Annotated in this window: 22 protein-coding genes and 1 pseudogene; 11 read left to right on the top strand and 12 right to left on the bottom strand. The window is 64.9% G+C overall.

Annotated features, from left to right (window positions below; genetic code table 11):
- Positions 1–3: 3 nt before the first annotated feature.
- Positions 4–534 carry a DUF6879 family protein gene (locus tag OG394_RS27770; protein ID WP_328990043.1) on the bottom strand — a complete coding sequence of 177 codons (531 nt, stop codon included), beginning with the start codon at positions 532–534 and terminating at the stop codon, positions 4–6.
- Positions 535–538: 4 nt separating this feature from the next.
- The gene (locus OG394_RS27765; protein ID WP_328990042.1) at positions 539–913 is read right to left on the bottom strand and encodes a hypothetical protein; all 375 of its coding nucleotides are present in this window, start codon (positions 911–913) and stop codon (positions 539–541) included.
- Between the two features lie 246 nt (positions 914–1,159).
- On the opposite strand from OG394_RS27765, the gene OG394_RS27760 reads away from it, so the two are divergent.
- Positions 1,160–1,468 (top strand): hypothetical protein, encoded by a 309-nt coding sequence (locus OG394_RS27760; protein ID WP_328990041.1) that lies wholly within the window; start codon positions 1,160–1,162, stop codon positions 1,466–1,468.
- A 231-nt stretch (positions 1,469–1,699) separates the two neighbouring features.
- Here OG394_RS27760 and OG394_RS27755 read toward each other — a convergent pair whose 3' ends face one another.
- The 4 genes from OG394_RS27755 to OG394_RS27740 form a co-directional block, all read right to left on the bottom strand.
- Positions 1,700–2,140 carry a type II toxin-antitoxin system VapC family toxin gene (locus OG394_RS27755; protein WP_328990040.1) on the bottom strand — a complete coding sequence of 147 codons (441 nt, stop codon included), beginning with the start codon at positions 2,138–2,140 and terminating at the stop codon, positions 1,700–1,702.
- Entirely contained in the window at positions 2,133–4,847 is a 2,715-nt protein-coding gene (locus OG394_RS27750; RefSeq protein WP_328990039.1) for a DEAD/DEAH box helicase family protein, read from the bottom strand. Before OG394_RS27750 ends, OG394_RS27755 begins: the two co-directional genes overlap by 8 nt.
- Positions 4,847–6,784, bottom strand: coding sequence for a site-specific DNA-methyltransferase (locus OG394_RS27745; protein WP_328990038.1), 1,938 nt, complete (start codon positions 6,782–6,784; stop codon positions 4,847–4,849). The genes OG394_RS27750 and OG394_RS27745 overlap by 1 nt, the downstream gene beginning before the upstream one ends.
- 519 nt (positions 6,785–7,303) lie before the next feature.
- Positions 7,304–8,929 (bottom strand): hypothetical protein, encoded by a 1,626-nt coding sequence (locus OG394_RS27740; protein ID WP_328990037.1) that lies wholly within the window; start codon positions 8,927–8,929, stop codon positions 7,304–7,306.
- A gap of 144 nt (positions 8,930–9,073) precedes the next feature.
- Here OG394_RS27740 and OG394_RS27735 point away from each other — a divergent pair, with 144 nt between their 5' ends.
- Together OG394_RS27735 and OG394_RS27730 are read left to right on the top strand one after the other, a co-directional pair.
- On the top strand, positions 9,074–9,667 hold the full coding sequence (locus OG394_RS27735) for a TetR/AcrR family transcriptional regulator (RefSeq protein WP_328990036.1): 594 nt from the start codon (positions 9,074–9,076) through the stop codon (positions 9,665–9,667).
- A 9-nt stretch (positions 9,668–9,676) separates the two neighbouring features.
- Positions 9,677–10,216 (top strand): annotated as a pseudogene (locus tag OG394_RS27730) (CPBP family intramembrane glutamic endopeptidase); the annotation flags it as partial.
- Here the strand turns inward: OG394_RS27730 and OG394_RS27725 are convergent.
- Genes OG394_RS27725 through OG394_RS27715 form a run of 3 tightly spaced genes read right to left on the bottom strand, consistent with a single transcriptional unit; the run spans position 10,211 to position 13,531 of the window.
- Positions 10,211–11,581, bottom strand: a complete 1,371-nt coding sequence (locus OG394_RS27725) for an MFS transporter (RefSeq protein WP_328990035.1) — start codon at positions 11,579–11,581, stop codon at positions 10,211–10,213. The pseudogene OG394_RS27730 and the gene OG394_RS27725 sit on opposite strands and share 6 nt — an antisense overlap.
- Positions 11,578–12,609, bottom strand: coding sequence for a DNA polymerase III subunit beta family protein (locus OG394_RS27720; protein WP_328990034.1), 1,032 nt, complete (start codon positions 12,607–12,609; stop codon positions 11,578–11,580). The genes OG394_RS27725 and OG394_RS27720 overlap by 4 nt, the downstream gene beginning before the upstream one ends.
- A gap of 34 nt (positions 12,610–12,643) precedes the next feature.
- Positions 12,644–13,531 (bottom strand): alpha/beta hydrolase family protein, encoded by an 888-nt coding sequence (locus OG394_RS27715; protein ID WP_328990033.1) that lies wholly within the window; start codon positions 13,529–13,531, stop codon positions 12,644–12,646.
- A 46-nt stretch (positions 13,532–13,577) separates the two neighbouring features.
- Between OG394_RS27715 and OG394_RS27710 the strand changes: the two genes are divergently transcribed.
- Entirely contained in the window at positions 13,578–14,381 is an 804-nt protein-coding gene (locus OG394_RS27710; RefSeq protein ID WP_328990032.1) for a DUF427 domain-containing protein, read from the top strand.
- On the opposite strand, the gene OG394_RS27705 is transcribed toward OG394_RS27710, so the two are convergent.
- Both OG394_RS27705 and OG394_RS27700 read right to left on the bottom strand, forming a co-directional pair.
- Positions 14,378–15,565, bottom strand: coding sequence for an anhydro-N-acetylmuramic acid kinase (locus OG394_RS27705; protein ID WP_328990031.1), 1,188 nt, complete (start codon positions 15,563–15,565; stop codon positions 14,378–14,380). The genes OG394_RS27710 and OG394_RS27705 overlap by 4 nt on opposite strands.
- Before the next feature lie 10 nt (positions 15,566–15,575).
- Positions 15,576–16,859, bottom strand: a complete 1,284-nt coding sequence (locus OG394_RS27700) for an MFS transporter (protein ID WP_328990030.1) — start codon at positions 16,857–16,859, stop codon at positions 15,576–15,578.
- Positions 16,860–17,050: 191 nt separating this feature from the next.
- On the opposite strand from OG394_RS27700, the gene OG394_RS27695 reads away from it, so the two are divergent.
- The 3 genes from OG394_RS27695 to OG394_RS27685 all read left to right on the top strand — a co-directional run bounded on the left by OG394_RS27695 (position 17,051) and on the right by OG394_RS27685 (position 19,983).
- Positions 17,051–17,953, top strand: a complete 903-nt coding sequence (locus tag OG394_RS27695) for an endo-beta-N-acetylglucosaminidase H (protein ID WP_328990029.1) — start codon at positions 17,051–17,053, stop codon at positions 17,951–17,953.
- Between the two features lie 171 nt (positions 17,954–18,124).
- Positions 18,125–18,625 carry a SigE family RNA polymerase sigma factor gene (locus OG394_RS27690; protein WP_328990028.1) on the top strand — a complete coding sequence of 167 codons (501 nt, stop codon included), beginning with the start codon at positions 18,125–18,127 and terminating at the stop codon, positions 18,623–18,625.
- Positions 18,622–19,983 (top strand): hypothetical protein, encoded by a 1,362-nt coding sequence (locus OG394_RS27685; RefSeq protein ID WP_328990027.1) that lies wholly within the window; start codon positions 18,622–18,624, stop codon positions 19,981–19,983. Before OG394_RS27690 ends, OG394_RS27685 begins: the two co-directional genes overlap by 4 nt.
- A 1-nt stretch (position 19,984) precedes the next feature.
- On the opposite strand, the gene OG394_RS27680 is transcribed toward OG394_RS27685, so the two are convergent.
- Positions 19,985–20,530 carry a histidine phosphatase family protein gene (locus tag OG394_RS27680; RefSeq protein ID WP_328990026.1) on the bottom strand — a complete coding sequence of 182 codons (546 nt, stop codon included), beginning with the start codon at positions 20,528–20,530 and terminating at the stop codon, positions 19,985–19,987.
- 98 nt (positions 20,531–20,628) lie between these two features.
- On the opposite strand from OG394_RS27680, the gene OG394_RS27675 reads away from it, so the two are divergent.
- The 4 genes from OG394_RS27675 to OG394_RS27660 all read left to right on the top strand — a co-directional run bounded on the left by OG394_RS27675 (position 20,629) and on the right by OG394_RS27660 (position 25,715).
- Positions 20,629–22,488: an acyl-CoA dehydrogenase gene (locus OG394_RS27675; protein ID WP_328990025.1), complete on the top strand. Its 1,860-nt coding sequence runs from the start codon at positions 20,629–20,631 to the stop codon at positions 22,486–22,488.
- 142 nt (positions 22,489–22,630) lie between these two features.
- Positions 22,631–23,845 (top strand): hypothetical protein, encoded by a 1,215-nt coding sequence (locus OG394_RS27670; protein ID WP_328990024.1) that lies wholly within the window; start codon positions 22,631–22,633, stop codon positions 23,843–23,845.
- Positions 23,842–24,486 (top strand): hypothetical protein, encoded by a 645-nt coding sequence (locus tag OG394_RS27665; protein ID WP_328990023.1) that lies wholly within the window; start codon positions 23,842–23,844, stop codon positions 24,484–24,486. The genes OG394_RS27670 and OG394_RS27665 overlap by 4 nt, the downstream gene beginning before the upstream one ends.
- Positions 24,483–25,715 (top strand): hypothetical protein, encoded by a 1,233-nt coding sequence (locus tag OG394_RS27660; RefSeq protein ID WP_328990022.1) that lies wholly within the window; start codon positions 24,483–24,485, stop codon positions 25,713–25,715. Before OG394_RS27665 ends, OG394_RS27660 begins: the two co-directional genes overlap by 4 nt.
- The last annotated feature ends 101 nt before the right edge of the window (positions 25,716–25,816 follow it).

Below are 25,816 nucleotides of genomic sequence, written 5' to 3'. Positions count from 1 at the left end.
AGGTCAGGTCGGCTTGTACTCGTCGTGCCGGATGGCCAGATCCCAAGCGGTTTCGAAGGCGGCAAGGCACGCGCTGACGATCGCCGAGTCCTTCGTGATCTCGTGGTCCAGGACATGACCGTCGCCATCGAAATGAGTGAACGTCACAGTCTCCCGATCGAACATCCAGAAGTCGTTACCCGGCAGGAGAAGCGTGCTTGCCTGACGGCGCGGCAGCCACCTGACTTCCTCGCCCGCCTCTACGAGCTTTGCCGTGTCGAGCCACTCGAAGCGGATGTAGTCGGTTACGGGTTCAGACACGATGCGGAGGCGGCGCATCGTCTTGCCAGCCTTCTTGTTGGCGTTCATCAGTTCGAACCACCAGCGCCACCACTCGGCTTCAGCCTCCGGGTCCAGAGGCTCGCCCTGGAGCCATTGACTGAACCTGTCCCGCTCGATGTCGGTGGCGTAGATGTCCCGCATTTCGAGGTGGAGCGCCTCCCGTCGATACGACGACAGGAACTTGTCGCGCTCGTCTCCTGAGATCGGCTCCAACGGTCTAACCTCCAACGAGCTGGGCGACGGTCGCCTTGGACAGATGGATACAAGTCTCGTGGTCCGGGACCTTCATCTGCCCCAGAACCTGCGAGTCGTGAACCTCAGGCCCCTGAACGATGTAGTTCCCATTCTCCTTGACGTGGACGATCGGCGGCACGAGGTGCCTTGCGTCAGTGCTCATGCCGTCCAACTGAAGGTAGTCCAGCAGCGGCGGAGGAATCTCAATCACGGTGTCCCCGGCCGGGATCGAGAGCTGAGCAAGGACGGCCTCGTCATAGACGCGCCAGCCTTGAATTACGTACGAATTCTCGTCCGTCCGGTAGAGCGTGGGGGAATTATTCGGCGTTGAAGTTTTGCCGAGGAACCATAGCAACATTGCTGACTCCGATGGTCGGGATTTGCCCGAGGTTGCTCGGGCGTCATCCAGCATCCGCGCTGCCGAGCAACACGTCAAGAGGCCAATAATTGCAGGCTTCTTGAATCCTCAGCGACTGGCGTGGGACATTTGGTCACGCCCGACGGAACGACTTGGAGCAACATCGTGCAACACGCTTTGAACGCGCAGCCTTGAAGCTTTAACGTCGCTTCTGTGACAGCTTGCGAGGCGATTCAAGATGAGACTTTGCCGACGATCGTCGGCTACATTCGCGAGCATTTTCTGATGACAGACAATGAGCTTGCAGACGCTCGGCAAAACCTCGTCGATTTCGCCAGGGACCACCGCTACAAACTCGCGGCCATCTTCGTTGAACGCATTGAAACGGCGCCGGCCGCCTTCCAGGCAATGACGGAGCAGTTGAGGAAGCTCGACACACCGGCACTCGTCGTTCCTGGCTGCCACCATCTCGCTGTCCTCGGCAACCCGCTGGCCATCAGACAGCAGCTCGAAGAACACGGCACGAAAGTGCTGATCGCCCGCCACGCATCCTGATCAGGCGGAGCGGGCGTGCCGACTCCGCTGCAACACCTCACGTCCGCGCCCGTTCCGCCATCCATTAGAAGGCAGCAGGCAACCGACTGCAGCCCGAGCTCCACTCAAGGCCTACGACAGGGGGCGCGGCCGATGCGCAGGGCTCCAAATACCGCGCCGCTCGCTCTCCGCGCTCGAAGCGATGAACGAACCCATGCCAGCCGTCCGGTTCAGCCTGACGATTGCGAGTCTTCAGGTGGTTGCAATACCCTGCAGCAGTTCGGTAGACATTAATCCATCGACGGCACGACACAACTTTTGGTCAGACGTCAACAGAGTCATTCCTTGGTCCATCGCGTGCATAGCGATGAGCGCATCGAAAATCCGCAGACTGTTGGTGGCGGCTAGCCGAGCCGCCCGCTCAAGCATATCCACGTCGGTCGCGTGCGCGACGATGCCAAGGTCATCAATCGCTCTAACTGCTGTCACATAGGCTTCGGTATCGACGAAGACTCCACCCTGTAGACCAACCTTACGGAGTACGTTAGCTGTTTCAATCCGTACGAAATCTACAGTCACGAGCCCTACAAAACCCTGCAAGTATTCATCCCGAACTTTTCGGGCATGTTCCCAACCTATTTGCTCGATGAACCAGCGGACAAAAACTCCAGTGTCGACGAAATACTCAGCCACCGAGTTCCTCCCGCATGCGCCGGATCTCATCATCAACATCGATTCCCTGCAAGCCCGAGGTGCGCCGTGACACATCCTCCATCGTCGCCAGGATCTCCTCCGGGGTCCGCCTTCGCGGTGCTGGCTGAGACCTGAAAACCGCTTGCCGGCGCACCTCGTAAACGAGGCTAACAAGAGATTTCATGGAGGTGAGACGTGATTGATTGTCGTAAAATACTTCCTCGTCAACACGGAGATATCGCCATCGAGTTCCGGAAATGACTGTCGCGTCGACAGCCCATCGAATTGCGCGCTCATCTTTCCGTGGAACGTCTAGATCGGCTAAGCCCTTCGTCTCCACAACCAGGTGCTCGCCATCAGAAAGGCGAACAACAAAATCAGGATAGTAATAAGCGAGGCGACCGCCTTCGGTACGGTACTCGAGTGAAAATCGAGCCTCTCTTGCAAGTTTTGCAAACGCGGTTACGTCCTTACAGCGGTCGAGGAACGAGCAGAATTGCACTTCAAGACCACTATCGCACGGCTGCAATGAGAATACTGACTTCGCGACATTAGCGGTATCGCGACTCCACAAGAATGGGCGGACCGAAGATAAGATCAGCGGTTTAGGTTCGCTACCCACCTTGTGATTCACGAGGGTCACAGCGTCGACGGCCTCGCGCAGCGCGCCAAGTATGACTTCCTGAGCTACCGGGTCGGCCAAAGTTTGCAGGGTCAACGGATCGTCGAAGTCGACCGTACCGCCGAACGCGCGGGTTTCGACATAATCCTTTACGAGCGGAGCAAGCAGCGCGAATTGCCCGGTCACTCTGGTGTCGCGTTGTAACTCATGGACATACCAGGCAAGTACCGCGGTGGGATCGTCCGCCGTGGGCAGGGGATATTGAGATCGTTCGATGACCTCACCGGTCAAGAGATCTCGGCCGGTGTAATCGACCGTCTCGCTGCGAGCTTCGCGAACGCGCTCTATGTGCCGTGCGGGCACATCTTCAGGGCGAAGACTAGTGAGGGCGGCCGTCTCTCGGAACAGCACTCGGGACAACTGCGGTATTTCGATGTCGTACGCAAGGCGGTCCGGATCGACAGCGATCACCTTCGCCTCTAGTCGCACTTCATCTATTCGTCGCCGCTCAACGGCCAGTCCCTCAGCGTCCAGCGCCTCATCCCAGAGTTTGCGGAATGCCTCGTGCTCAATCACCACCACCTGCTCATCCACCCCTGAATCAGGAGGGGTCATGCGACGAAGGCCCCGGCCGAGGGTTTGTTCCGGCAGGATCCTTGCCTTGGCTGTATATGCCCGCAGCGGCACGATCACGCTTACGTTCTTTACATCCCATCCTTCGCGAAGCATGAGGACGCTAACAATCGCGGCGAACGGGTTGTCGTCAGAATCGACCTTGCGGGCCGCGTCACGCGCGATCGCTAAGTCGCCGGTGCTGATCTCTCCACGATCCCTTCCACCCATCTTGACGTGGATTGTGAGCACTTTGCCGGCGAGATCATGCAGGGTTTCGAGATAGCGAGCGATCTGGTCTGCCGCAGTGGTGTCCTCGGCCATCACAAAGAGAAGCGGCTTTTTTCCTACCGGAGCGAGCGCGTCGCGAAATTCGCGCCACTTCGCCACCCCAGCGCCAAGGCGCTGGCGGTAGCGAATCGAAGCATCGTCACTTGTTGCTTCGACCTCGCCTGAGAGCTCACCAATGACTGGCCGCTTGACGATTCCATCCTCAATCGCTTGCGCTAGCGGATAGTCGACAATAGTTTCGGGAAAGATCTGCCCCTGCTGGTTGCGCGGCGTCGCAGAAAAATCTAGTTGGGCAACCACCCCGCCCGACGGCGCCTGACTACGCGCCATCTCGTGCAGGCGTTGCAACGTGCGGATCGCTACTAGCGGCTCACCTGTGTCGGACCTGACCTCATCATGCAAGTGATGGGCTTCGTCATCAACGACCAGGATCTTGCCACGACGGGCGAGTTGGACAAGCAATGGGTCGCCGACGCGTAGGTTCTTGGGCGGCCTAGGACCAAGCAGTGCCCCAACAGGGTTCGGGTTCGTGACAACTGGACGTTCATACAGAGCCTGAACGTTCGTTAACGCCAAGACGCCGGGAGCACCGACAGGTACGGGCTCGTCACGCAAGCAGACCTGCAAGTCGAAATCGACCCGCCACTCTGGCGGGATAACAGGATCCGACCGGAAGATCCGCCCACCCTCGAAGTCTTCCCGAAGCCGCTCGAAAACAATGAGGTTCGGCGCGACCACGAGTGAGGTTGCTGCTAGGTCCGAGTCCTGTTCGCGAAGCGAGTGGAAATATGCCCAAGCGATAGCAAGACTCATCACCTTCGTCTTGCCTGACCCTGTCGCAGCTTTGACGACATATCGAGGGTAGGGCTGCTTGGCGATGGCTACGGGAGTTGTAGCGTAATTGGTGACGAGCTCAGCCAGTGTGCGCGCACGTGCAACCTCGTAGAGGTAGATAATAGTCTCTATGGCCTCCCGCTGAGCGAAGTAGTAACGAAAAGGGATTCCGTCAGCGGCCTGGTGTTCATCGAGAAACCAGTGTTCAAGCAGTCTGCGACTGGTAACACTCGCTCCGACGTAATCCTGCTCGCGCCAGCGGTCAACTTCCGCTCGCACGCCCGCTACCAGCGGCGCGGCACTGTCCCTGCGCACACCCGGAATGTCGTAAGGAGAATTCAAAGTCATCACTTCACCGATATAGACACGGAGGTAGTCGTGTCATTGCCAAAGATATCGACGACCTTGACGAGAACACTGTATTTCCCTGGCTCCTCATAGTCGTGCTGCGCCACTAGTTCCAGACCCCGGTCGGTTCTCGTTCGATAGGACTGCCATTGATTCCTGAAGGTGTCTCCTTCGCCCTCCGCGCCGAAGGTGAAGTCAACTGCCCAGTAATCTACGTAATCGCTCCAGCCAGTAACTTTATCCCGTACGCTGGCAGGAATTAGTTCGGGGTTAGGCAGGACGAATTCCGTGAGGCACACGTCAACGCTGCGCTTCCGAACTTTCGCGTCTACCTTCACATATGCCAACTCATGGAAGACCACCTCGCCCGACTCGACGGCGCGAGGATCCATTACTTCCCGCGGAATCCGTCGCAATCGCAGGACAGTCCCAGCTGCCCGGGCTACATCCTGCACCAGGTCATGGAGACCCATCTCGAATTCCCAGCCCAGGACGTCGAGACTGGGATATCCTGCATCAGCCGCCTCGTCGATCGCGTCCTTTATTTCTGCGAGCGAGATAGGCGCATCGACGGCGCCGACATGGACGGCAGTTGCTCCGAGAGTGCCGTGAACATGCTGGAATCCAGCAACTGGCGCTGCGCCGAAGAGCGTAACCACAAAATCTAGGTATGCGCGGACAGCCTCACCTGTGGTCGCCTGCTGCCACACCTGGCGCTCGTACCGCCCGAGATTGGCAACTGCGAAAGGGGAACACCCGGGTAGGTCGAGCAGCCTCTTGCGGGTCGTGTGGATGGCAAAGCGTCCGATGTCGACCGCGATCCATCTGCGATCTAGCTTCTCTGCAACGGCGACCGTTGTACCAGAACCCACAAAACAGTCGAGGACCACCGAATCCTTATCCGTCGACGATTTGATTATCCGTTCAAGAAGGGTGACGGGCTTTTGCGTGTCGTAGCCCAGCCGCTCGATTGCCTGAGAGTTAATTGGGTCGATGTCCGCCCATACATCCTGCAGGGGGACACCGGAACTCTCATCTAGGTAACGTTTGAAACGCGGCACGGCTCCGGCGCGGGGCTGTATCACTCGCCCCTCTGCGATCAGCTTCTGCATCCTATCTCTCGAGTAACGCCAATATCGAGTGACGCCCATTACCTCATAAGATGGGTTCCCTTTCGATGCGCCACCCGGACCTGTCATGTCCCAAAGTCCGTATCGCCGACCACTCCCCTCCTCTACATGGGGGTACTTGGAAGCAATGTATGCATCGTCGTGAGGCGTTGTCTGTGAGTTCCAAATGTATTGATCAGTCTTGCTGAAGTACAGAATCACATCGTGAACCGGACCAAATTGACGGCTGCCCTGGCCACCATCACTATGCGCTGTAGTACGTTTCCAGACGATCTCTGCGCGGAAGTTATCGGGGCCGAATACTTCGTCAAGTAGAACACGCGCCAGATGAGATACGTTAGGAGCAAGATGAAGAAATAGGGAGCCACGATCAGACAAGAGTTCCCGGATAAGAATTAGACGCGAGTACAGCATCTGAAGGTAGGATTCCATCCCCTTCCCCCAGGTGTCCCGGTAGGCCTTCTCTTCAATAACACTGGCGATCTTCGCGAGTTCTTGATCACCTACATTGGGCCCATCGCCCACCGCGATGCGAACCTTATAGTCCTGACGGGAATCAAATGGGGGATCGATATATACGAGGTCCACTTTGCCAGAAAGTTCCTGGGCGAGGGAGGCGAGAACATGAACGTTATCGCCCCAGATGAGTCGATTGCGCCATCCGTCCGATGGGTCGGTATGCGCTGACTCGAAGATCGTTCCGCGGTCGGCGCGCGGGCTGTTGACAGTCTCGACTATCTGCAGAGGCAGGTTGAGCCGTGGTACATCCGCTGACTTGTCGTCCCAGTCAAGCCGTATGCCGCCCATGGAGTCCTCTCTCGTAGTAGGTACTCATCTTGCCGCATAGAGCAGCGCGCGGTCCGGCCTCCGAGCCGATCTTCATGTGTGGACCGCTACACGGCCTTGATCCAGGGACCAGTCGCGTCGCCGTGCGTGACGGCGCATCCCAGATGTCACACGTCGGTTCCATCCAGCGCCTTCGACTCTCGAACCTCACCACACCAACCCTGTTCGATAAATGTTCACATACTGGTGAGTGGCGTCCGCAAGGCCTCGGGGATGACGAGCCGACTCTGGGCGAGTCGCGACCCCACCGAGATCCGTGCAACATCCGTGCGACAAGCCACAGTGATGCGGGGGCACTGACGGCTAGTCAGGGGTACCGCCCGCCCGGCTTGTTGACGGTGCCCGGCGGGGCGTAGATTGATTTCCCAAGCTGACAGTGCGAGTTCGATTCTCGTCACCCGCTCCACAGAGAAACCCCAGGTCAGGACCGCAATCCCGACCTGGGGTTTTCTTGTTCCCCGGCTTTCCAGGCTGCTGCTTTCAACTGCCGCCGGCGCCGGTGAGCTGCGAATCCACCGACAGGATGCGGGCCTTTCCGTTTCCCTTCGGCGGTACGACGAGCGCGACCTGGTGCAACATGTCGTACGTCAGCGCTCGACTGAATTCCTTGCCGTTGCTGAACGCGGTGACATCACCACGGGCCCATTTCGCGGCTTCGCCGAGGCGAATCGTCTGCAGATAGCGTTCGCCGATCGCGATGAATACGAGCACCTCGCCAGTTGTCGTGACAAAGGCGACCGGCTCGCCCCGCACCCTGAACGTGTCGGTGACACCGGAGATGTAGACGTCGCGCCGGTCCTTCGCGATATCCGCCGCGCGGCGCCGGAGCAGCTGGGTCGTGTCCGGTGACGGGATGAACGCACCGGTCGACGCCTTGCCCTTGGTGAAGTACGTCGCGAGGTCCGTCGCCGCGTTCTTGGCGATCGCGATATCTGCGGCGGAAGGAACTCGCAGCCCGGTCAGGTCCGGCAATTGCATTGCCGCCGGCGGCCGGACGGAATGCGTGACCAACCAGGGACTACCCGCATTCTCGCGTTGCCACACACCGAGTTGGCGGACTTTCTGGTCACTGGACAAGCCGGACGAAACAACGAAGCGCATCGGATAACCGGTGTAGTCCGGTGCGGAGATCAATGGCTGGGAATAGAAGAACGGCGGTACGACGGGTTTGCGCAGCGCCTTGCCGACCCGGAACGAGGCCTGCGACTGGACCAGCAACGGCCCGCCCTCGATGGTCGGGAGCACGGACACGTCGCGCGTCCGGGCGGCGGCGTTGAAGACCTCGTTGTAGCGCCTGACCTCGCCGCGTGCCGCCTCCGGGGTCACTGCCGGACGACTCAGTACGAGGGCGGTGTCGGTTTCCGGCACGGCCGAACAACTTGTTGCCGAGAGCACCAATACGCCCATCGCGACCACGCCCGCGGTACGTCGTACCGACGCGTCCTCGGTACGACGTACCGGCTCGGCGCTTGACGGCGCGTCGCTTGTGGGCGCGGGCGCGACCTGGCGTGGTCCGCGGAACAGCAGTACGAGGCCGACGGCCAGGAGCAGGAGGCCGGCGCCACCGATCGCCAGCGTGATGACGAAGGCGCCGGGCAGCTCCACGCCGTACCTGACTAGAACGTCGACCTCGGGCTTGCCGTCCGCGTTCATCACGACGACGTCGTACGGGCCGTCGGCGATCGGCCAGGTCAGCGAGCGGTCGCCGCGCGCCACCCACCAGTCGGGGCCGGTCGGCGGCGGGACGGCACGCGTCTCTGTGTTCACCTCGACCCCACCCAGGTGCATCGGCAACTGGACGTGGTCGATCTCCAGGTGGCGAACGCCCTGCAGATAGCTGGCGACGTCCAGATCGCGCGCGACGCCAACGAAGAGCGGTCGATCGCCGGCGGTCTGCCGGGCGCTCACCTGCAGTGTCGGCCCATGCCGGTTCAGCAGCTCCGGCGCGCTGATCGCGGCCGTGCCCGGTGTCTTCAGCTGTTGCTCCGGCGACCAGACGGTGTCATCCGGCCCGATCAGGAAGAACCCGATCACGGCGGCGACGATCGCGGTCAGCAGACCGATCAGGGCGAACGAAAGCCCCAGAGCGATGCGGACGAAACGCATGGAAATGCTCCCCGAGTTACGACGTGCCGGCCCCGGACCCAGTGGCACCAGCGGGCATGACCCTAGCGTCGTCGGGCCGATCTGTTGAGGGTCTGCTACGGTTTCGGAGTTAACGAATGGCCGTTCATAAACTCGGGAGCCGGAATGGCACGACCGCGCACGATCGATGACGAGGTCGTTCTCGAGGCGACCCGGCGAGTGCTGGCCGAGCGTGGACCGGCCGGTCTCACGCTGGCGGCCGTCGGCAAGCTCGCCGGGCTGGCGCCGTCCACGTTGATGCAGCGGTTCGGGTCCAAGCGGGGGCTGTTGCTCGCGTCCGCCGCCCGCTCGGTGGGGGCCGCGCGCCAGGCCTTCGCGCAGGCCGAGGCCCGGAACGACTCGCCACTCGCGGCCTTGCGGGATGCGGCGATCTCGAGCGTTGTGCATATCGACAAGCGCGAGCATCTCGGCAACGGGCTGGGCTTCGTCCAGCTCGACGTGAACGATGCGGAGTTCCGTACCTACGCGATGCAGAACCACGCGGCCATCGTCGACGGCTGCGAGCGCCTACTCCGCGCGGCCCAGGCCGCGGGTGAACTTGAGCGCGAGGTGGATCCGGCTGAGCTCGCGAAGGCCGTACTGGTGATGTTCCAGGGCGCGCTCATCATCTGGGCGGTCAACGGCTGGGGCACGTTGACCGACTTCCTGTCCGGCCAGCTCGATCAACTGCTGGCCCCCCACCGGCCTTCTGCGTCTTAGGAATCCGCCATGTTCGTCAAGGTATTCGCCTTCTATCTGGTCACTCTCCTGTTCTCCGGTGGCCTGGTCGCATTGCAGACCTCGGCCGGACCGGATCCCGATCTCCTCCAGCTGGTTCAGTTCGCGCCCGCCCTGGGAGTCGGCGTGATGTGGCTGCTCTTCCGAAGGAGCACGCGCGTCGCAGCCCGCTTCACGCCGGTCGGGCCGATGCTCGCCCGGTCCGGACTGGCCGTCGGCATCACGGCCGCCGCGATGCTGGTCACGGCGGCCGTGCTGCTGATCGCCGGAGAGCCGATCCGGACCGCGCCGGCCTTTCCCTGGTGGGCGCTGGTGCTGACCATGACGATCGGCTCAGCCGGTGAGGAGCTGGGCTGGCGCGCGTACCTCCAGCCCTACCTGCAGACACGTTTCACCGTGCTGCGCTCGTCGCTGATCGTCGGTCTGCTCTGGGGTTTCTGGCACATCGGCGGCTTCGCCCAAGGGTTGGCGTACATGACCCTGTTCGTCGTGATGGCCGTCGCGATCTCGGTCGTCCTCGGCGCGCTATTGCGATCGGCCCGCGGCGCGAACCTGGCCATCGCGACCGTCCTGCACACCGCCGTCAACCTCGCCCTGCTCGGCCTGTTCCACGAGGAGAGCGGCGACCTCGTCCCCATGGCTGCGCTGGCCGGGGTCTGGACTGTCAGCGCCATCGCCGTCCACCTCGCGACCAACGGAGCGAAGGCGGCCGGTGGAGAGCAGCGCGAGCGCGGCGAACGTCGTGGCGACAGCGCAACCGAGCAGAGCCCATTGCGGACTCGTCCGGGCGGACGCCGCACCGATGAGGTTGTTGGCGACCAGTAGCGGAAGGGTTTGCACCAAGCCCAGCAGAGACTGCAGCCGGATCAAGTGGGTGGGTGGCGTGGCGGCGACGAACAGCGGCCCCATATGCGCGGTGAACAGGCCGATCCCGCTGCCCTGGACGAACGCCGCCGCGACAGCGATCGCCGGGGTGGCGGAGAAGGCCAGTGCGGCCATACCCATCGCGATGACCAGCGGCGCGATTCCGGTGACCAGGCCGGCTCGGCGGAAGCTTCCGCGGCGAGCGACCACGACCGTGACCAGCAGCGCCCCGGCCGTGGACGATCCGGAGATGAACCCCGCCGTGGCCGGCCCCCATCCGTGGAATCGCGCCAGCAACGGGATGCAGAGCGACAACACGGGCAGTACGAAGGCGGCGACGAGCCCAACCGCGACGAGGATGCTGCGCAACATCGGATCCGACCAGGCCGTACGGAGACCGTCCCGCGCGGACGCGAGCACGGACACCGCGGGACCGGTCGGCGGCGGCGTCGAATAGGGCGGCCTGATCAGAACGATCACCACCAGGCAGACGGCAAAACTGAGCGAATCGATGAAGAAGGCGCCGACCAACCCGGTGGCCGCCACCAGCAGACCGGCCAACGGCCCGCCGGCCAGCGTGATGGCCTGACTCGTCGTGCCGCGCAAAGCCATTGCCCTGGGCAACTGTTCGTCCGTGGCGAAAAGCCGTGGAAAGGCTCCTGCGGCCGGCAAGTAGAAGGCGTCAACGCAACCGATGAGCAAGGCGGTGATCAACAGTACGGCCGGGCTCACCCCGGGCACGGCGACCACCCCGGCCAGCAGCAGCGTCAGGCCGCAGAGGAGGGCATCCCCCGCGATCATCACCCGGCGCGGGCCCAGCCGGTCCCCGATTACGCCGCCGAGGATGAACAGGGTGGCGCGCGGAATGACGACACAGGTCAGGACCATTCCGGCCAGGCCCGGGCTGATCCCGGTGGCGGCCCAGCCGAGGGCGAAGTAGAGCACGACATCCCCGAAGGTGGACAGCGAGGCAGCGGCCAGCCAGTACTGGAAGGACCGCGGCAGAGCCTGCTGTCGTACGGCGGTGCTCACGCGTCCAGGCGGATCGGCATCACCAACGTGGTGAACGTGCCCTGGTCCGCCGATCGAACGACGACCGGGCGATCGACGGCACCGATCTCCAGCAGTACGTCGGGCCCGACGCTCGCGGACAAGGCGGACCCGAGCAGCATCGCATCGAAGCCGACCCGGACGGGCGTACCGGTGCAGATCGCGTCAACCTCAATCTCTTGTTCCGAGCCCGCGACAGTAAGACCAACCGGAGTTGTCATTAGAACGAGATCCCCGGTGACCGTCTCGAGCGTCGCCAGCAGCGCGAGCCGATTGACGAAGAGCCGGGTCGTCGGCGCATCGAGACCGTCGAGGATCGCTTGATAAGCGGGATACTCGCCGGCCGCAGGCGTCAGCACCGCCGAGCCGATCGCGACGCCGTCGGCAGTCACGTCGATCTTTACCTCAGGCTCCGCCGCCAGCGTCCGGATGAGCTCGGTGAGCGACGTCGCGGGCAACAACACCGAGCAACCCGTACCACTGAACGCCTTCGGATGCAGCTGGCGCACAGAGAGCCGATAGCGATCAGTGGCGACGAGCTTGACCTCATCCGGCCCGATCTCCAGCAAAACGCAGGTCAGCGCCGGAAACTTCGACGCAGACGTCGCCGCCGACGGCGAGACCTGCCGAATCGCACTGGCAAGCTCGGCCCCACCCAAGGTGACGCTCGTCGCCGAGTCGGCACCTCCCGCGAGAATCCGGGCGGCGGCCTGCCGAGCGGCCTCGGCGCGAAGTTCGATCGAGCGCAGGTGAGTCCGGATGACCTCGGCCGCGGCCAATGGCCCGGAGTCGAGTACGACGCGCACGTCGGCCAGCGGCAGGTCGATCTCGCGCAGATCCCGGAGCATCGTGGCCCGCGCTTCCTGCTCAGGCGAGTAGTAGCGATAGCCGTTGCCCTCATCGACCTCAGCGGGCTGCAGCAGCCCACAGTCGTCGTAGAACCGCAGCGCGCTCGGCGTGAGCCCGACCAGGCGGGCGAATGAGCTGATGGTGAGCAGTTGTTCGGTCACGCCCCAAACCCTCAGCCCTCAACCAACTCGAAGGTCAAGGCAGCTTCGCCGCGAGGTAGGAGCGCAGTATGTCCCCATAGGCCGGACTAATGCCCTCAAGAGTTCGCGACGGGGTCCCGGGCCAGTGGCCGACTCCAGGAATCAGTGCGGTCTCTACGGACTTGTTGCCAGAGATCTCGGCAGCACGCTTCCAGACGGCCAGAGTTTCCGGCACGGGCAGGTTCTCCTCCTCGGCGCCATGGATCAGCAGCACCGGGCACGTCACCTGCGAGTACAGCGCCTCCGAATCGAAGTCCACCTCGTGCCACACCGGCAGTGGCGACCCCAGATCGACAGGCAGCCCAGTGAGCTCAAACCACGGCTCAACCGACTTGGCCAGCAACAGCGCGTCCACCTCGGCACGGTCCGCCTTGCCGCGCAGAAGCTCCGCCACGGCATCACGGACTCCCACAGCCTCAGCGACGGCCTCAGCGTCGTACCCGTTGCGGCGCATCAGTTCAGCCGTCGCATGACGCATCTGCTCGGCCGGGCTGACCCCGGAACAACCGAGCATCACCAGGAACGCGACGTCCGGCAGTTCGAGCGAGGCCATCGCCTCGATCCAAGTCCCCTGGCTCACACCCCAGAACCCGATCGGCACGTCGTACCGGCTCTGCAGCCGCTGGTACGCCGTGACGGCCCCGGCCGTCTGCACCGTGAACGGCACGTCCACGTCGTCCGCATCCCAGGCCGCACGTTCGAAGGACAAGACGGCATAGCCGAGCGGCGCCGCGACCTGCGCGAGGTGCTCGAAGATCGGCTGCGCGTGCGACGGGTTACCGGACCCATGTAAGGCGACGACTCCCGCCCGGACCGGCCCATCCGCCGGCACGGTGAGCAGAGCCGGACGTCCGTCGACCTGGATCTCACTGGTGATGGTCACGGGGTGATCCTATTGACCGGCGGGCCACACCGGCCGATGGTGAAGCATGGCGCTTCGGCTCGCCGACGAGTACCGCAGCTCGTTGCCTTCGCTTCGATTCCATCCGACCAGGAAGCACGTTCGGGCCCGGAAGAACGGCCGGACACTGGTCGACAGCGTTCAGGCCCGGCTCGTCTGGGAGCCCCGCCGGGTGGTCCCGCAGTACGCCGTGCCGCCGTCCGACATCGCCGCGGAGCTCACCGAGGTGCCCGCGCCATCGGCCGAGGAGAACCCGGTGCAGCTGATCGACGTCCCTGTGTTGGACCCGAGCACCGCGTTCGCCGTGCACACGTGTCCGGGTACGACGTACGACATCGGCGACTGCGCCGCGGCCGGGTTCAAGCCCGACGACCCCGACCTGGACGGTTACGTACTGCTCGACTGGAAGGCCTTCGACGAGTGGCTCGAGGAGGACGAACCGGTCCTCGGCCACCCTCGGGATCCACGCAAACGGATCGACCTGCTCAATTCGTCGCGGCACATCCGGATCGAGCTCGACGGCATGACGCTGGCCGATTCGCACCGGCCGCTGATGCTGTTCGAGACGTTCCTGCCAACGCGGTACTACCTGCCGCCCGAGGACGTCCGGATGGCGTTGCTCCAGCACAGTGATCGGCGGACGACGTGCGCGTACAAGGGACACGCGACGTACTGGTCGGTCGGCGAATCAGCACCGAATATCGCCTGGACGTACCAGGACCCGCTGGACGGAATGCAGCGAATCGCCGGGCGCGTCGCGTTCTTCACCGAGCGACTGGACCTTGAGGTTGACGGAGAGCGGCACAAGCGTCCGGTAACCCCGTGGAGCTAGTTCCGACGGGCCTGAGCCTCTTGAGCCACCACTAGACGGGTTGGAGGGGCCACAAGCGGTATGGCGGGTAGTGGACCTCTGGCGGGAGTGATGGAGCCGAGGATGCTTGCGTGGCGGGCGCCCGTACAACTGGGCACTGTGGCCGGTAAGCCGTGCAGGGTCAGGAAACCCAGTACGGCGAAGGCGTAGGCCTCCTTGGCGGCCGACGGCAGGCCGAGCTCGTCCGTCGTACGCAGAGGAATGCCGCCCAGCTCCGCTGCAAGCCGGTTCATCAGCACCGGATTGCGCGTGCCGCCGCCGGATGCGATGACCTCAGTGCCGCCATGCGCGCGTACGGCGTCGGCCACCGTCCGTACGGTCAACGCGGTCAACGTCGCCACCAGATCGTCCGCCGGAATCACCTCGAGGCCGTTCATCGCAGCGGCCAGATACGGCAGGTGGAACAACTCTTTGCCCGTGCTCTTCGGTCCACGGCGTGCGTAGTACGGCTCGGCCAGCAGGCGCTCCAGCAACACCTCGTGCACCCGGCCACGCGCGGCCATCGCGCCATCCGCGTCGTACGAGGCGCGGCCGGCGGTGAGGTCCAGCACGGCCGCGTCGAGCAGCGCGTTCGCGGGCCCGGTGTCGAACGCGACAGGCTCGCCATCGAGCGGAACGACCGTCACGTTGGCGATACCGCCCAGGTTGAGCGCGACCGGCGTACCGCTGCGGCCGCGAAGCCAGAGCACGTCGATCAGGCTGACCAAAGGCGCACCCTGGCCGCCGGCCGCGACATCCCGAGTGCGGAAGTCCGACACCACCGGCACACCCGTCGCCTCGGCGATCCAGGCGGCCTGGCCGAGCTGGAGCGTGCCGTGGACCTGCGAGTCCTCCACCCAGTGGTAGACGGTCTGCCCGTGCGAGGCGATCAGGTCCGCCGTACCGCCGCCGAGCTGCTCGATCGCCTGCCGGGCGACAGCCGCGAACGCCTGACCGATGGCGGTGTCGAGGCGGCACACGTCCTGCATGGTCGTCGCGGCCGGGGGTAGCGCGGCCGCCAGCGCCTCGCGAACCGAAGGCGGGTACGGCGCACTCAGCAGACCGAGCGGCTGCATGACGAGGGTGCCGTTCTCGATCCGGAGGTCTGCCGCCGCCGCGTCGATCGCGTCGTACGACGTGCCGGACATCAGGCCGATGACTCGCATCTCCGGCACCTCAGTCCCTCAATTCGCGACGATGATCGGCTCGCAACGTCAACAGGGCGAGGACACTGATCGCGCACGTGGCCATCACGTAGTACGCCGGGATGTCGACGTTCTTCGTGCGCTTGATCAGCTCGGTGATGATCAGTCCGGCCGAACCGGAGAAGACCGCGTTCGACAACGAATAGGCCAGGCCGAGGCCGGTGTAGCGCACGCTCGTCGGGAACATCTCCGCCAGCATCGCCGGGCCCGGTCCCGCCAGCAGGCCGACCACGGCACCCGCCAGCAAGACCATCAGCCCCTTGGTGCCATTGGAAATCCCCTTGTCCTGCAGGCCATTCATCAACGGGATCGCCAGTACGACGATCAGCGCGGCACCGGTGACCATCACGGGCCGGCGGCCGATCCGGTCGCTCAGCAGGCCGGCCGGGATGATCGACAGCGCGAAGCCGAGGTTCGCCAGGACCGTCGCGATCAACGCCTGCTGGAAGGTCGCGTTCAGGCTGGACTGCAGGTACGACGGCAGGACGACGAGGAACGTGTAGCCGGCCGCCGACCAGCCCATCAACCGACCGACGCCGAGCCCGATGGCCTTCGCGGTCTCCCCGGCAGGCTGCGGCGGCGCCTTCGCAGCTCGCTGGAACGACGGTGTCTCGTCGAGCTTCAACCGCAAGTACAACGCCACCAAGCCGAGCGGCAAGGCCAGCAGGAACGGCACCCGCCAACCCCAGTCCTTCAGCGCCGCCTCGCTCAGCACCGACGCCAGCACGGCGGCCAAACCAGCACCCGCGAGCAAACCCAAGGCCACCGTGAACGACTGCCACGAGCCGTACAGGCCGCGCTTCTCGCGGGGAGCGAACTCGGTCATGATCGAGACGGCCCCACCGAACTCACCACCCGCGGACAACCCTTGCAATGCCCGAACCCCGGTCAGGATCCAAGGCGCGGCCGCACCGATAGCGGCGTACGTCGGCAGTAGACCGATCAAGGTGGTCGCGCCGGTCATCAGCAGCAAGACCAGGATCAGCGTCGGCCGTCGCCCGATCCGGTCGCCGATCCGCCCGAAGACGGCGGCACCGATCGGCCGGAAGAAGAAGGCCAGCGCGAACGAGGCGTACGTCTTGATCAGACTCTCGGCATCACCGGCGCCGGTCGGGCTGAAGAAGTTCGCCGCGATCACGGTGGCGAAGAACCCGTACGCGCCGAACTCGTACCACTCGACGAAGTTGCCCACCGACCCGGCGACCAGCGCCCGGCGGGACCTCCGCGTGTCCACCGTTGAGGTGTCTGTGGTCATCGGCCGGTCTCCAAACTCCCCGTGAGTTTTTACCCGTCTCGCAGACATCTTGGTCTATCAGTTCCAGTTCGCGCGACCGCAATGCCCGGCACCGTCCGTGATGGTGCCTTGACACAGGATCACCGGCAGTCGATGCTCTTGGAGCTATACCGGTTTATCTCCGGGCCCGCCCGCCCGTACGAGGAGTTGACATGGGACAAGAGCTCATTCGGCGCAGGACAGTGCTGTCGCTGATCGGTGCCGCCGCGACCGGCGCCACCCTGACCGGCACGGCCGCCGCCGCACCGACCAAAGCGAGGAAGACCGGACCGCTCTCGGTCGTCTACATCGAGGTCAACAACCACAGCATGCTGAACGCCGGAAAGTACGTGCTCACAGGCGCCGGTGAGCAGGTGTTCGACATCGCGGTGATCTTCGCGGCCAACATCAACTACGACGGCACGAAGGCCTACCTGCACTTCAACGAGAACGTTCAGAACGTGCTGGACAACGTGGCGACCCAGGTCCGGCCCCTGCAGCAGAAGGGCATCAAGGTCCTGCTGTCCATCCTGGGCAACCACCAGGGCGCCGGTTTCGCCAACTTCCCGAACCAGGCGGCCGCGAACGCCTTCGCCCAGGAATTGGCCGACGCGGTAAACCGGTATGGCCTGGACGGAATCGACTTCGACGACGAGTACGCGGAGTACGGCGTCAACGGAACCGGCCAGCCAAACGCCAGTTCGTTCTTCTACCTGGTCTCGGCACTGCGCCAGAAACTGCCGAACAAACTGATCACGCTGTACGACATCGGCCCGTCGGCGGAGCGGCTGAGCTACAACGGCCAGAGCATCGCCAACACCTTCAACTACGCCTGGAACCCGTACTACGGAACGTGGTCCGTGCCCCGCGGCCCGAGCGCCAAGTCCCGGCTGTCCCCCGCCGCCGTACACATCAACTCGACCAGCGCGTCCACCACCGCGAGCCTGGCGACGCGTACCGTCAACGAGGGATACGGCGTGTTCCTGACGTACAACCTGGGATCCGTGAACTCCAGCTCCTACATCTCGGGGTTCACCAAGAAGCTGTACGGCCGCAACACCATCTACACCGGCTGACCTCGTCCCTCTTCTTTTGCGTTCATTCGTCGGAAACCGCCCTCGTCCGCCGCCTGCCTGTGCCGGCCCGCTGACCTGCGAGGGCGGTTTCCGACGAATGAACGCAAAAGAATGGGCAACCTTCCGGGCCTGGTCGGTGTCATTGCGGGTGAACCGAGATGGGGAGGTCCGATGGTCACCCGAGGGGACGACTTCGACGACTTCGTGCGAGGTACGTCGACCAGGCTGCTGCGCACGGCCGTACTACTCACCGGCGATCGCCCGGCCGCCGAGGACCTGCTGCAAGAGGTCTACGAACGGGTCTATGTGCGCTGGCGCTGGATCAACGGCGCGCCCGAGGCGTACGCCCGCAAGGCGCTGATGAACCACATCGCGAACCGGTGGCGCAGCCGGTCCCGCAAACCCGAGGTGGCCCTGGCCGCGCACCACGACCGCCCGACCGCCGACGGCTCCGAGCTGTACGCCGAGCGGGACCACCTGCTCGCCGCGTTGCAGGAGCTCGCGCCACGGCAGCGGGCGGTGATCGTGCTGCGGTTCTACGAGGACCTCACCGAAGCCCAGACCGCCGACGTACTCGGCTGCTCGGTCGGCACGGTCAAGAGCCAGACCTCACGGGCCCTCGACCGGCTGCGCACAATCACCGAACCAGCTCTTCTGGAGGGACTGCGATGACCGAGACCGAACTTCAGAGCCGTCTCACCGCCACTGTCGCGGACGTCGAACCGCCCGTCGACCTGCTCGACCGCGTCCGGACCGGCGGAAGCAAGAGACTGCGCCGGCGCTGGCTCACCGCGGTCGCGACGATGGCCGTGGCGACCGTGGCGGTCGGCGGAATGATCGCCATCGGGGCCGGCATCGAGAGCTTCGACGCGAACGCCGATGCCGCCGCCAATGCCAAGCAGACGACCGCGACCGACGACCCCTATGCGTACTTCCTGAACAAGCCGACCAAGGGCAATCTGGCCGGCGACCAGGAATACCTCGACGAAGTGCTGCGCGCCTGGGACAGGAGCCACGGCAGGTCCCTCAACAACGATCGCGGCATCTTCGACCACCTCAAGGGCGAGGCCCACGTGGTCTGGGCGGGCGAAACCCCGGCAGGCCCGGCCGCGATGGTGATCCAGCGGGCGGAGCTCCGTCATCACGACAACATCCAACTGTCCCGCGAGGGCCTCTTCACGCTGGCCGGGTTCATCGGCATGGGCGAAGACGGCAAACCCCAGGTCGTCGCGGACGCCTATCCGGCGCCAGGTGTGGGCGGTCCGGCCATGGCCTTCGTGGTCGGTACGAACGAGAAGGCCCTGGTCGTTCTTGACACCGGCGCACCCGAAGTCGGGGTGTCGATGCAGCGCGAGTACCCGCCGACGGGTGGCAGCACCAGGACGTACGAACAGCTGACCTTCCGCGAGGGCGCCGCCGTCGTACAGCTCCCACCTGGCGCGACGGGGATGACCGTGCGGGTCAACACACTCCCGGCGAACGGCCCAGGCCGGATCGGGGTCGCGTACTACGCTCCCGGCGCGCCGGCCGAGCTGGATCAACGAGTGTGGCCGGATCTGCCCGCGCAGGGCGAATGGCCCGCGAGCCCTGGACTGCCAGCGCTGACCGAGGCCGAGGTGGACGCCTTCGGCCGCGCCGTCGAGAAGGCCTCGGACGAACCTTCGGGCATGGCGTACCACTCGATCTGGCACGCCTACGCGAAGACTCCGAACGGCGATCGGGTGGTGGTCGGCGAGTACGGGCTGGATCGCGATCCGAGCCGGATCTTCGCCCACGTCACCAGCCCGGACGGCAAAACCAAGACCGTTGGCGGCGGCATTCCGCAACGGGATGCGCCGCTACCGGTCGCGATCCGGCTACCTGACGGACAGGGTTGGCTGGTCGCCGCCTACCAGGCCCAGCTGAGCTACCAGCGGCAGGACGGCACCTGGAGCCAGCCGATGCCGAACGCCCTGCTGGTGCCGGATGAGCCCAGCGCGAAGGTCAAGGTCAAGGTTCAAGGTCAGGAGCAGATCGTCCCGCTTGGGTGATTCAGGCCGGCCCGGTTGGGAGCTCGAACTCCCAGCCGGGCTGCCAGGTGAACGGCGCGCCCACCAAGTCCTCCAGTACGTCGCCCGCGAGCAGATAGCGCAAGGCCCACAGGTTCGCCGAGTGGGCCACCAGCAGCACCCGGGCGCCGTCGTACCGGCTAGCCAGCTCGACCAGGAACAGCCGCGTCCGCTCGACCACCTCCCGATAGCTCTCGCCATTCGGGAAGGGCTGGTCGATGTACTTCCGGCGTGGTTCGAGCAACATCACCAGAGCGCCGTTCAGGTCGCCGTAGTCGCACTCCCGCAGGCGTGGATCCTGTTGCCACGGGAGGTCCGACCCCTCGAACGCGATCTCGACCGTCTCGACCGCGCGACGTAGGTCGGAGCTGAAGACCACGTCGATGCCGTCATGGCGACGGCGCTCGCCCAGCTCGACCGCCTGCCGCTTCCCCGCGGCCGAGAGGTGGCCCGGGTGGTGGCCGGTGGCGAAGCCGGATTCGTTGTCGACGGTGGTCGAGTGCGTCTCGTACACGATCTGGACTGGCACGTGTCCAGGCTCTCATTCGGCAAACTACTTGCGGTTGCTACTGGCGGGTATATACTTAAGTTACTCGTGAGTACAGTCAAAGGTCAGGGGAGCACGACGTGAGCCACTACAAGTCGAATCTGCGGGACATCGAGTTCAACCTGCTCGAGGTGCTCGGCCGCGGCGACGTCCTGGGTCAGGGTCCGTATGCCGACATGGATGTCGACACCGCCCGCGAGGTGCTGTCCGAGATCGACCGGCTGGCGAAGAACGAACTGGCGGAGTCCTTCGAGGACGCCGACCGCAACCCGCCCGTCTACGACCCGGCGACCCACGAGGTCACCATGCCCGAGTCGTTCAAGAAGAGCTATCACGCCTACATGGACGCCGAGTGGTTCAAGCTCGAGCTGCCGCCGGAGCTGGGCGGCCAGCCGACGCCCCCCTCGCTGCGCTGGGCCGCCGCCGAGATGGTGCTCGGCTCGAACCCCGCCGTGCACATCTACGCCGCCGGGCCGAACTTCGCGCACGTGCTGTGGCGTAACGGCACCGACCGGGACAAGCTGATCGCCAAGCACATGATCGACCGCGGCTGGGGCGCCACCATGGTGCTGACCGAGCCCGACGCCGGATCCGATGTCGGCGCCGGCCGCACCAAGGCTGTCCAGCAAGAGGACGGCAGCTGGCACATCGAGGGCGTCAAGCGCTTCATCACCTCGGGTGAGCACGACATGTCAGAGAACATCGTGCACCTGGTGCTGGCCCGCCCGCAGGGCATCGAAGGCGTCGGCGGTCCGGGCACCAAGGGCCTGAGCCTGTTCATCGTGCCGAAGTTCGACTTCGACCTGGAAACGGGCGAGCTGACCGGCGAGCGCAACGGCGCCTACGTGACGAACGTCGAGAAGAAGATGGGCATCAAGGTGTCCACCACCTGCGAGGTCACCTTCGGCGAGAACACACCCGCCAAGGGCTGGCTGCTCGGCGAGGTGCACGACGGCATCGCGCAGATGTTCCAGGTCATCGAGTACGCCCGGATGATGGTCGGTACGAAGGCCATCGCGACCCTGTCGACCGGCTACCTGAACGCCCTGGAGTACGCGAAGGAGCGGGTCCAGGGTGCCGACCTGGCCAACTCGGCCAAGACCGCGCCGCGCGTCACCATCACGCACCACCCGGACGTTCGCCGTTCGCTGCTGACCCAGAAGTCGTACTCCGAGGCCCTGCGGGCGCTGGTGCTGTTCACCGCGACCTACCAGGATCGGGCCGAGCAGGCGCGGTATGCCGGTGAGCACGACGTCGAGGCCGAGCGCGTCAACGACCTGCTGCTGCCGCTGGTGAAGGGCTACGGCTCGGAGAAGTCCTGGACGCTGCTCGGCACCGAGTCGCTGCAGACCTTCGGCGGTTCCGGCTTCCTGCAGGACTACCCGATCGAGCAGTACGTTCGCGACGCCAAGATCGACACCCTGTACGAAGGCACCACCGCCATCCAGGGCCAGGACCTGTTCTTCCGCAAGATCATCAAGGACCAGGGCCAGGCCCTCGGGCACCTCGCGGACCAGATCCAGCAGTTCGTCGCCTCCGAGGCCGGTAACGGCCGGCTGAAGGAGGAGCGCGGTCTGCTCGCCAAGGGCCTGGAGGACACCCAGAAGATCCTCGGCGTGATGGGCCAGGCGCTGATGTCGAGCAACCCGCAGGCCGAGGGCGGCGACATCCGCAACATCTACAAGGTCGGCCTGAACACCTCGCGGCTGCTGTTCGTGCTCGGTGACGTGGTCTGCTCGTGGCTGATGCTGCGCCAGGCCGAGGTCGCCCTGAACCGTCTCGGCGAGGAGCTGTCGCCCGCCGACCAGGACTTCTACACCGGCAAGGTCGCGGCCGCCCAGTGGTTCGTCCGCTCCACCATGCCGACCGTGCGCGCCGAGCGGATCAAGGCGGAGATGACCGACCTCGACGTGATGGACCTCCCGGAATCCGCGTTCTAGTCCCTTAGACCGTTCAGCACAGCTGTCCCTGCCCTGGCCTCCCCCCTGTCCAGGCCAGGGGCAGCTGTGTTTACGGAACTAGGCATTGAGGTGGCGCGTCTGCTTGGATGTGCCTGCTGGAACACCTAGTAGATTGCCTGCGATGCGCCGACTCTTATTGCTCGTAGTGGCGTTGTGGGTTCTACCCATCGGACCAGCCGTTGCAGCACCTCAGACCAGTCCTGAGCTTCTAGACGCCATTGCCGCGTCCTGGCGCAAGGACCCGGTCTACGTCTATGAGGGGTTGCAGGTACCTCCTGCCGAGCTGAACCGCATCCGCACAGCTGCTCGCTCTCTCGACACCCCTGTGTACGTCGCGTTGCTCCCGACGCCCAGTACTGACTCAAAGCAGCGGCACGACCTACCGACACTTCTGCAGGCCCGTATCGGTGGCAACGGCCTCTTCATGGTCTGGCTGGTCGACGACGACAGCTGGCGCGGCGACCACGAACTGGTCCTCCCTCCCGGCAGTACGGCCGACAACCGGTTCAGAGACATCCGGAGGGGCGACGACGCCTACTACGACCTGGTGGACGAACGACCCGCACCTACCGTCGTACGCCGGATCCAGCAGGTAGACGCGGCACTGAGCGGTACGGCGCTCCCGGCCATGCCCACCGACGACCTGGATCCGAAGCGGCCTAGGGGGTTGTCTCACACGGACAAGGAAGACCGCGCGGCGTTCATCGGCATGGGCGTGGGTGCCTTCATCACCTGCTCCCTCATGCTCTTGCGCTTCGGGCGACGGGCCTCGCGCTCACTGCGCAGTGATAAGCGCTTGGGCGTCAAGAAGGCGGTTCCGGTGACGGCCGACTCGCTCGCACCGCAGACCGACGCGCTGATCAGCCGGGCCGACCGGGTGCGCCAGCGAATCGAACGGCGGATCGCCAAGGGCACCGTGACGGCCGAACAACTCGATCGCCGGGATGACGCCGTCACTCGTCTGGAGGCCGCCCGGTCTTTGCGGGAGGAAGACGGGGTCGAGGCCGCCGCGGGGGCATTCGTGCTGGCCCGGCAGGCTTACACCGGTTTGACGGAGGGCGTCGTACGGCCGCCTTGTTTCTTCAACCCCACACACCTGGCCGGTACGGCGACGGTGGTCTGGTCGGAGCTCGAAGTCCCCGCGTGCAAGGTCTGCCAGGTGGCCGTTGATGCCGGCGATGAGCCTTTGTCCCTGCGGGTGCCGGTGGCCGCAGGGTTGTTCGGGAAGGGCTCGGACGGCCCGCCGTACTGGTCGGTCGAGTCGAAGAACCCCTTTGTTTTAACGGGATTTGGTGCACTGAGCGATGATCTGGCCGAGCGGGTGATGAAGCGATGAGACGACTCGCGGTGTTGCTCGCGACGATCTTCGCTTGCTGCTGGCTACCGACGGCTGCCGCCGCTGAGGTTCCGCCGGATGCGCGGGTTGAGGCGGCGGTCAAGGCCTGGCAGACGTCACCGCTGTACGTCGCCCCGCTGAACGAAGGCGCCATTCCCGAAGAGCGGGCGGCGGCGTTGATCGCCCGGATGCGCGCGATGCCGGTGGCGGTCTACGCGGCGGTGATCCCGTCCGGCGAGTACTTCCCCGAGGGCGGGGATACGGCCCGGCTGGCCGGTTGGCTCGCGGCGGCGAACGGTAAGCCCGGCGTCTACGTGGTGGTCGGCGACGACGCAACCGGTGTCGCCCATCTCGTCACGGCCGACGCGCCATCGAGGTCTTGGCAGACCAAGGAGTACACCCCGGCCGGCGAGCTGGAGTCGTACCTCGACCAGATCGACACCAACGCCGGCGAAACCCCGCGACCGGCCCGGACGAAGGCCTATCCGTCGTCACCGGAACCGCCGTACGAGCCCGAGGAATTCACGGTTGGCGCGGCATTGGCGAACGGCTTCGGCGGGCTGGCCCTCGGCGCCATCGGTGGTGTGATCCTGGCGGGCCTTCTGCTTGCCATTGCCGCTTTCTGGGGAGGACGTAGATGAGGAAGCTGATGGGCCTGCTGGCGGCCCTGGTGGTGCTGCTGACGGCGCTCCCGGTCGCACCGGCCATGGCCGGACCACCCACGACACCGGCAGAGCGCGCGCGGGAGATCGCCCAGGCGCTGGCGAAGAACCCGGTCTACATCGACCCGGCCTACGCCTCGGCGTACCCGGCGGCGACCCAGACCGAGATCGGCGTGAAGGCCAAGGCGCTCGGCTATCCCGTCTACACGGTGATCCTGCCGCTGACCGCGGGCGACTTCTTCCGCGGCGAGGAGAACACCGCGCTCACGCTGATCATGGACGCGATGCAGAAACCCGGCCTGTACGTCCTGGTCGACGGCGGCGGGCGCTTCCCCTGGCATGAGCTGCGGGGTCGGACCGAGCCGGACTACGACAAGGTGTCCGCCGCCCGGAAGCGGGCGCTGGACGACACCGGCTATAACTCGGGACCGGCCCAGGTGCTGATCCGGATGTACGAGCTGCTGGCGCTGCCCTCGTTGCCACCGGCAACCGCTAAGCCCGGCAAGTCGACGCCTTCGCGCGAGTCGGATTCCGGCGACGGCTCGGGCTTTCCCTGGTGGATCGTGGGCGGTGTCGCCGTACTGGCGCTGCTGGTGCTCGCTTTCCGGCGCGGTGGCCGAGGGCGCGGGCGCGGGAAGCAGGCGGCATTCAGCATTCCTCCGCATGTGGCGGTGGCGGTCGCGGACGAGAAGCGGCGCAAGCTCACCCGAGATGCGGGCGAAAGCCTTACCAGCTTGGGCGAACAGCTCGCCTCGTTGCCAGTAGCAACCTCTTCGCGAGCACGCGAGCTGCAGCAGCGGGCGCTGGACGCGCATCAGGCGGCCGGGCGTGTACTGGACGGTTCCGACGACATCGTCGACGTGGTCGGCGCGACGGTTCTGCTGGACCTGGCTCAGCGCGAGTACGACGCAGCGCAGGCCGTCGAGGCGGGGCGTCAACCGGCCGACGTACGAGGGCTGTGCGCGTTCAACCCGTTGCACGGGCGGTCGACCGGTGGGCCGACGACGGTGGAGTCCGACGGGCACGCCCTCGAGCTGCCGTTGTGCCGTGCCTGCCAGAAGGCCCTGCGGCGTGGCGCGGCACCGGCCTCGCTGCGCGGTGCGGACGGGCCGTACTGGCATGGCGACGACCTGTGGGCGCGGACGTTCTTCGGCTCGGTCGGCGACAACCTCGCGGACGCGGTCGGCCGGGGCGAGCACCGGTCCTGACCCCCTACGGGACCCTTACACCCCTGGCTTGGGGGTCAGGGCCGATCTGAGGGTTGTGCCCGATTCGGCGCGGGGTCCGCCAGTCCTACTGTCAACCGACA

It is taken from the genome of Kribbella sp. NBC_01245, assembly GCF_036226525.1.
GTDB lineage: Bacteria > Actinomycetota > Actinomycetes > Propionibacteriales > Kribbellaceae > Kribbella.
The sequence above is the reverse complement of the archived record's forward strand: the minus strand, read 5'-3'. Positions and strand labels throughout refer to the sequence as shown.

Bases quoted from the DNA above. Each gene is read 5' to 3' on its own strand.
- OG394_RS27670 (WP_328990024.1), top strand. From the start codon at position 22,631: ATGCGCCGACTCTTATTGCTCGTAGTGGCGTTGTGGGTTCTACCCATC.
- OG394_RS27690 (WP_328990028.1), top strand. From the start codon at position 18,125: ATGGTCACCCGAGGGGACGACTTCGACGACTTCGTGCGAGGTACGTCG.
- OG394_RS27665 (WP_328990023.1), top strand. From the start codon at position 23,842: ATGAGACGACTCGCGGTGTTGCTCGCGACGATCTTCGCTTGCTGCTGG.
- OG394_RS27695 (WP_328990029.1), top strand. From the start codon at position 17,051: ATGGGACAAGAGCTCATTCGGCGCAGGACAGTGCTGTCGCTGATCGGT.
- OG394_RS27735 (WP_328990036.1), top strand. From the start codon at position 9,074: ATGGCACGACCGCGCACGATCGATGACGAGGTCGTTCTCGAGGCGACC.
- OG394_RS27745 (WP_328990038.1), bottom strand. From the start codon at position 6,784: ATGGGCGGCATACGGCTTGACTGGGACGACAAGTCAGCGGATGTACCA.
- OG394_RS27685 (WP_328990027.1), top strand. From the start codon at position 18,622: ATGACCGAGACCGAACTTCAGAGCCGTCTCACCGCCACTGTCGCGGAC.
- OG394_RS27710 (WP_328990032.1), top strand. From the start codon at position 13,578: ATGGCGCTTCGGCTCGCCGACGAGTACCGCAGCTCGTTGCCTTCGCTT.
- OG394_RS27705 (WP_328990031.1), bottom strand. From the start codon at position 15,565: ATGCGAGTCATCGGCCTGATGTCCGGCACGTCGTACGACGCGATCGAC.
- OG394_RS27765 (WP_328990042.1), bottom strand. From the start codon at position 913: ATGTTGCTATGGTTCCTCGGCAAAACTTCAACGCCGAATAATTCCCCC.
- OG394_RS27660 (WP_328990022.1), top strand. From the start codon at position 24,483: ATGAGGAAGCTGATGGGCCTGCTGGCGGCCCTGGTGGTGCTGCTGACG.
- OG394_RS27750 (WP_328990039.1), bottom strand. From the start codon at position 4,847: ATGACTTTGAATTCTCCTTACGACATTCCGGGTGTGCGCAGGGACAGT.
- OG394_RS27700 (WP_328990030.1), bottom strand. From the start codon at position 16,859: ATGACCACAGACACCTCAACGGTGGACACGCGGAGGTCCCGCCGGGCG.
- OG394_RS27740 (WP_328990037.1), bottom strand. From the start codon at position 8,929: ATGCGTTTCGTCCGCATCGCTCTGGGGCTTTCGTTCGCCCTGATCGGT.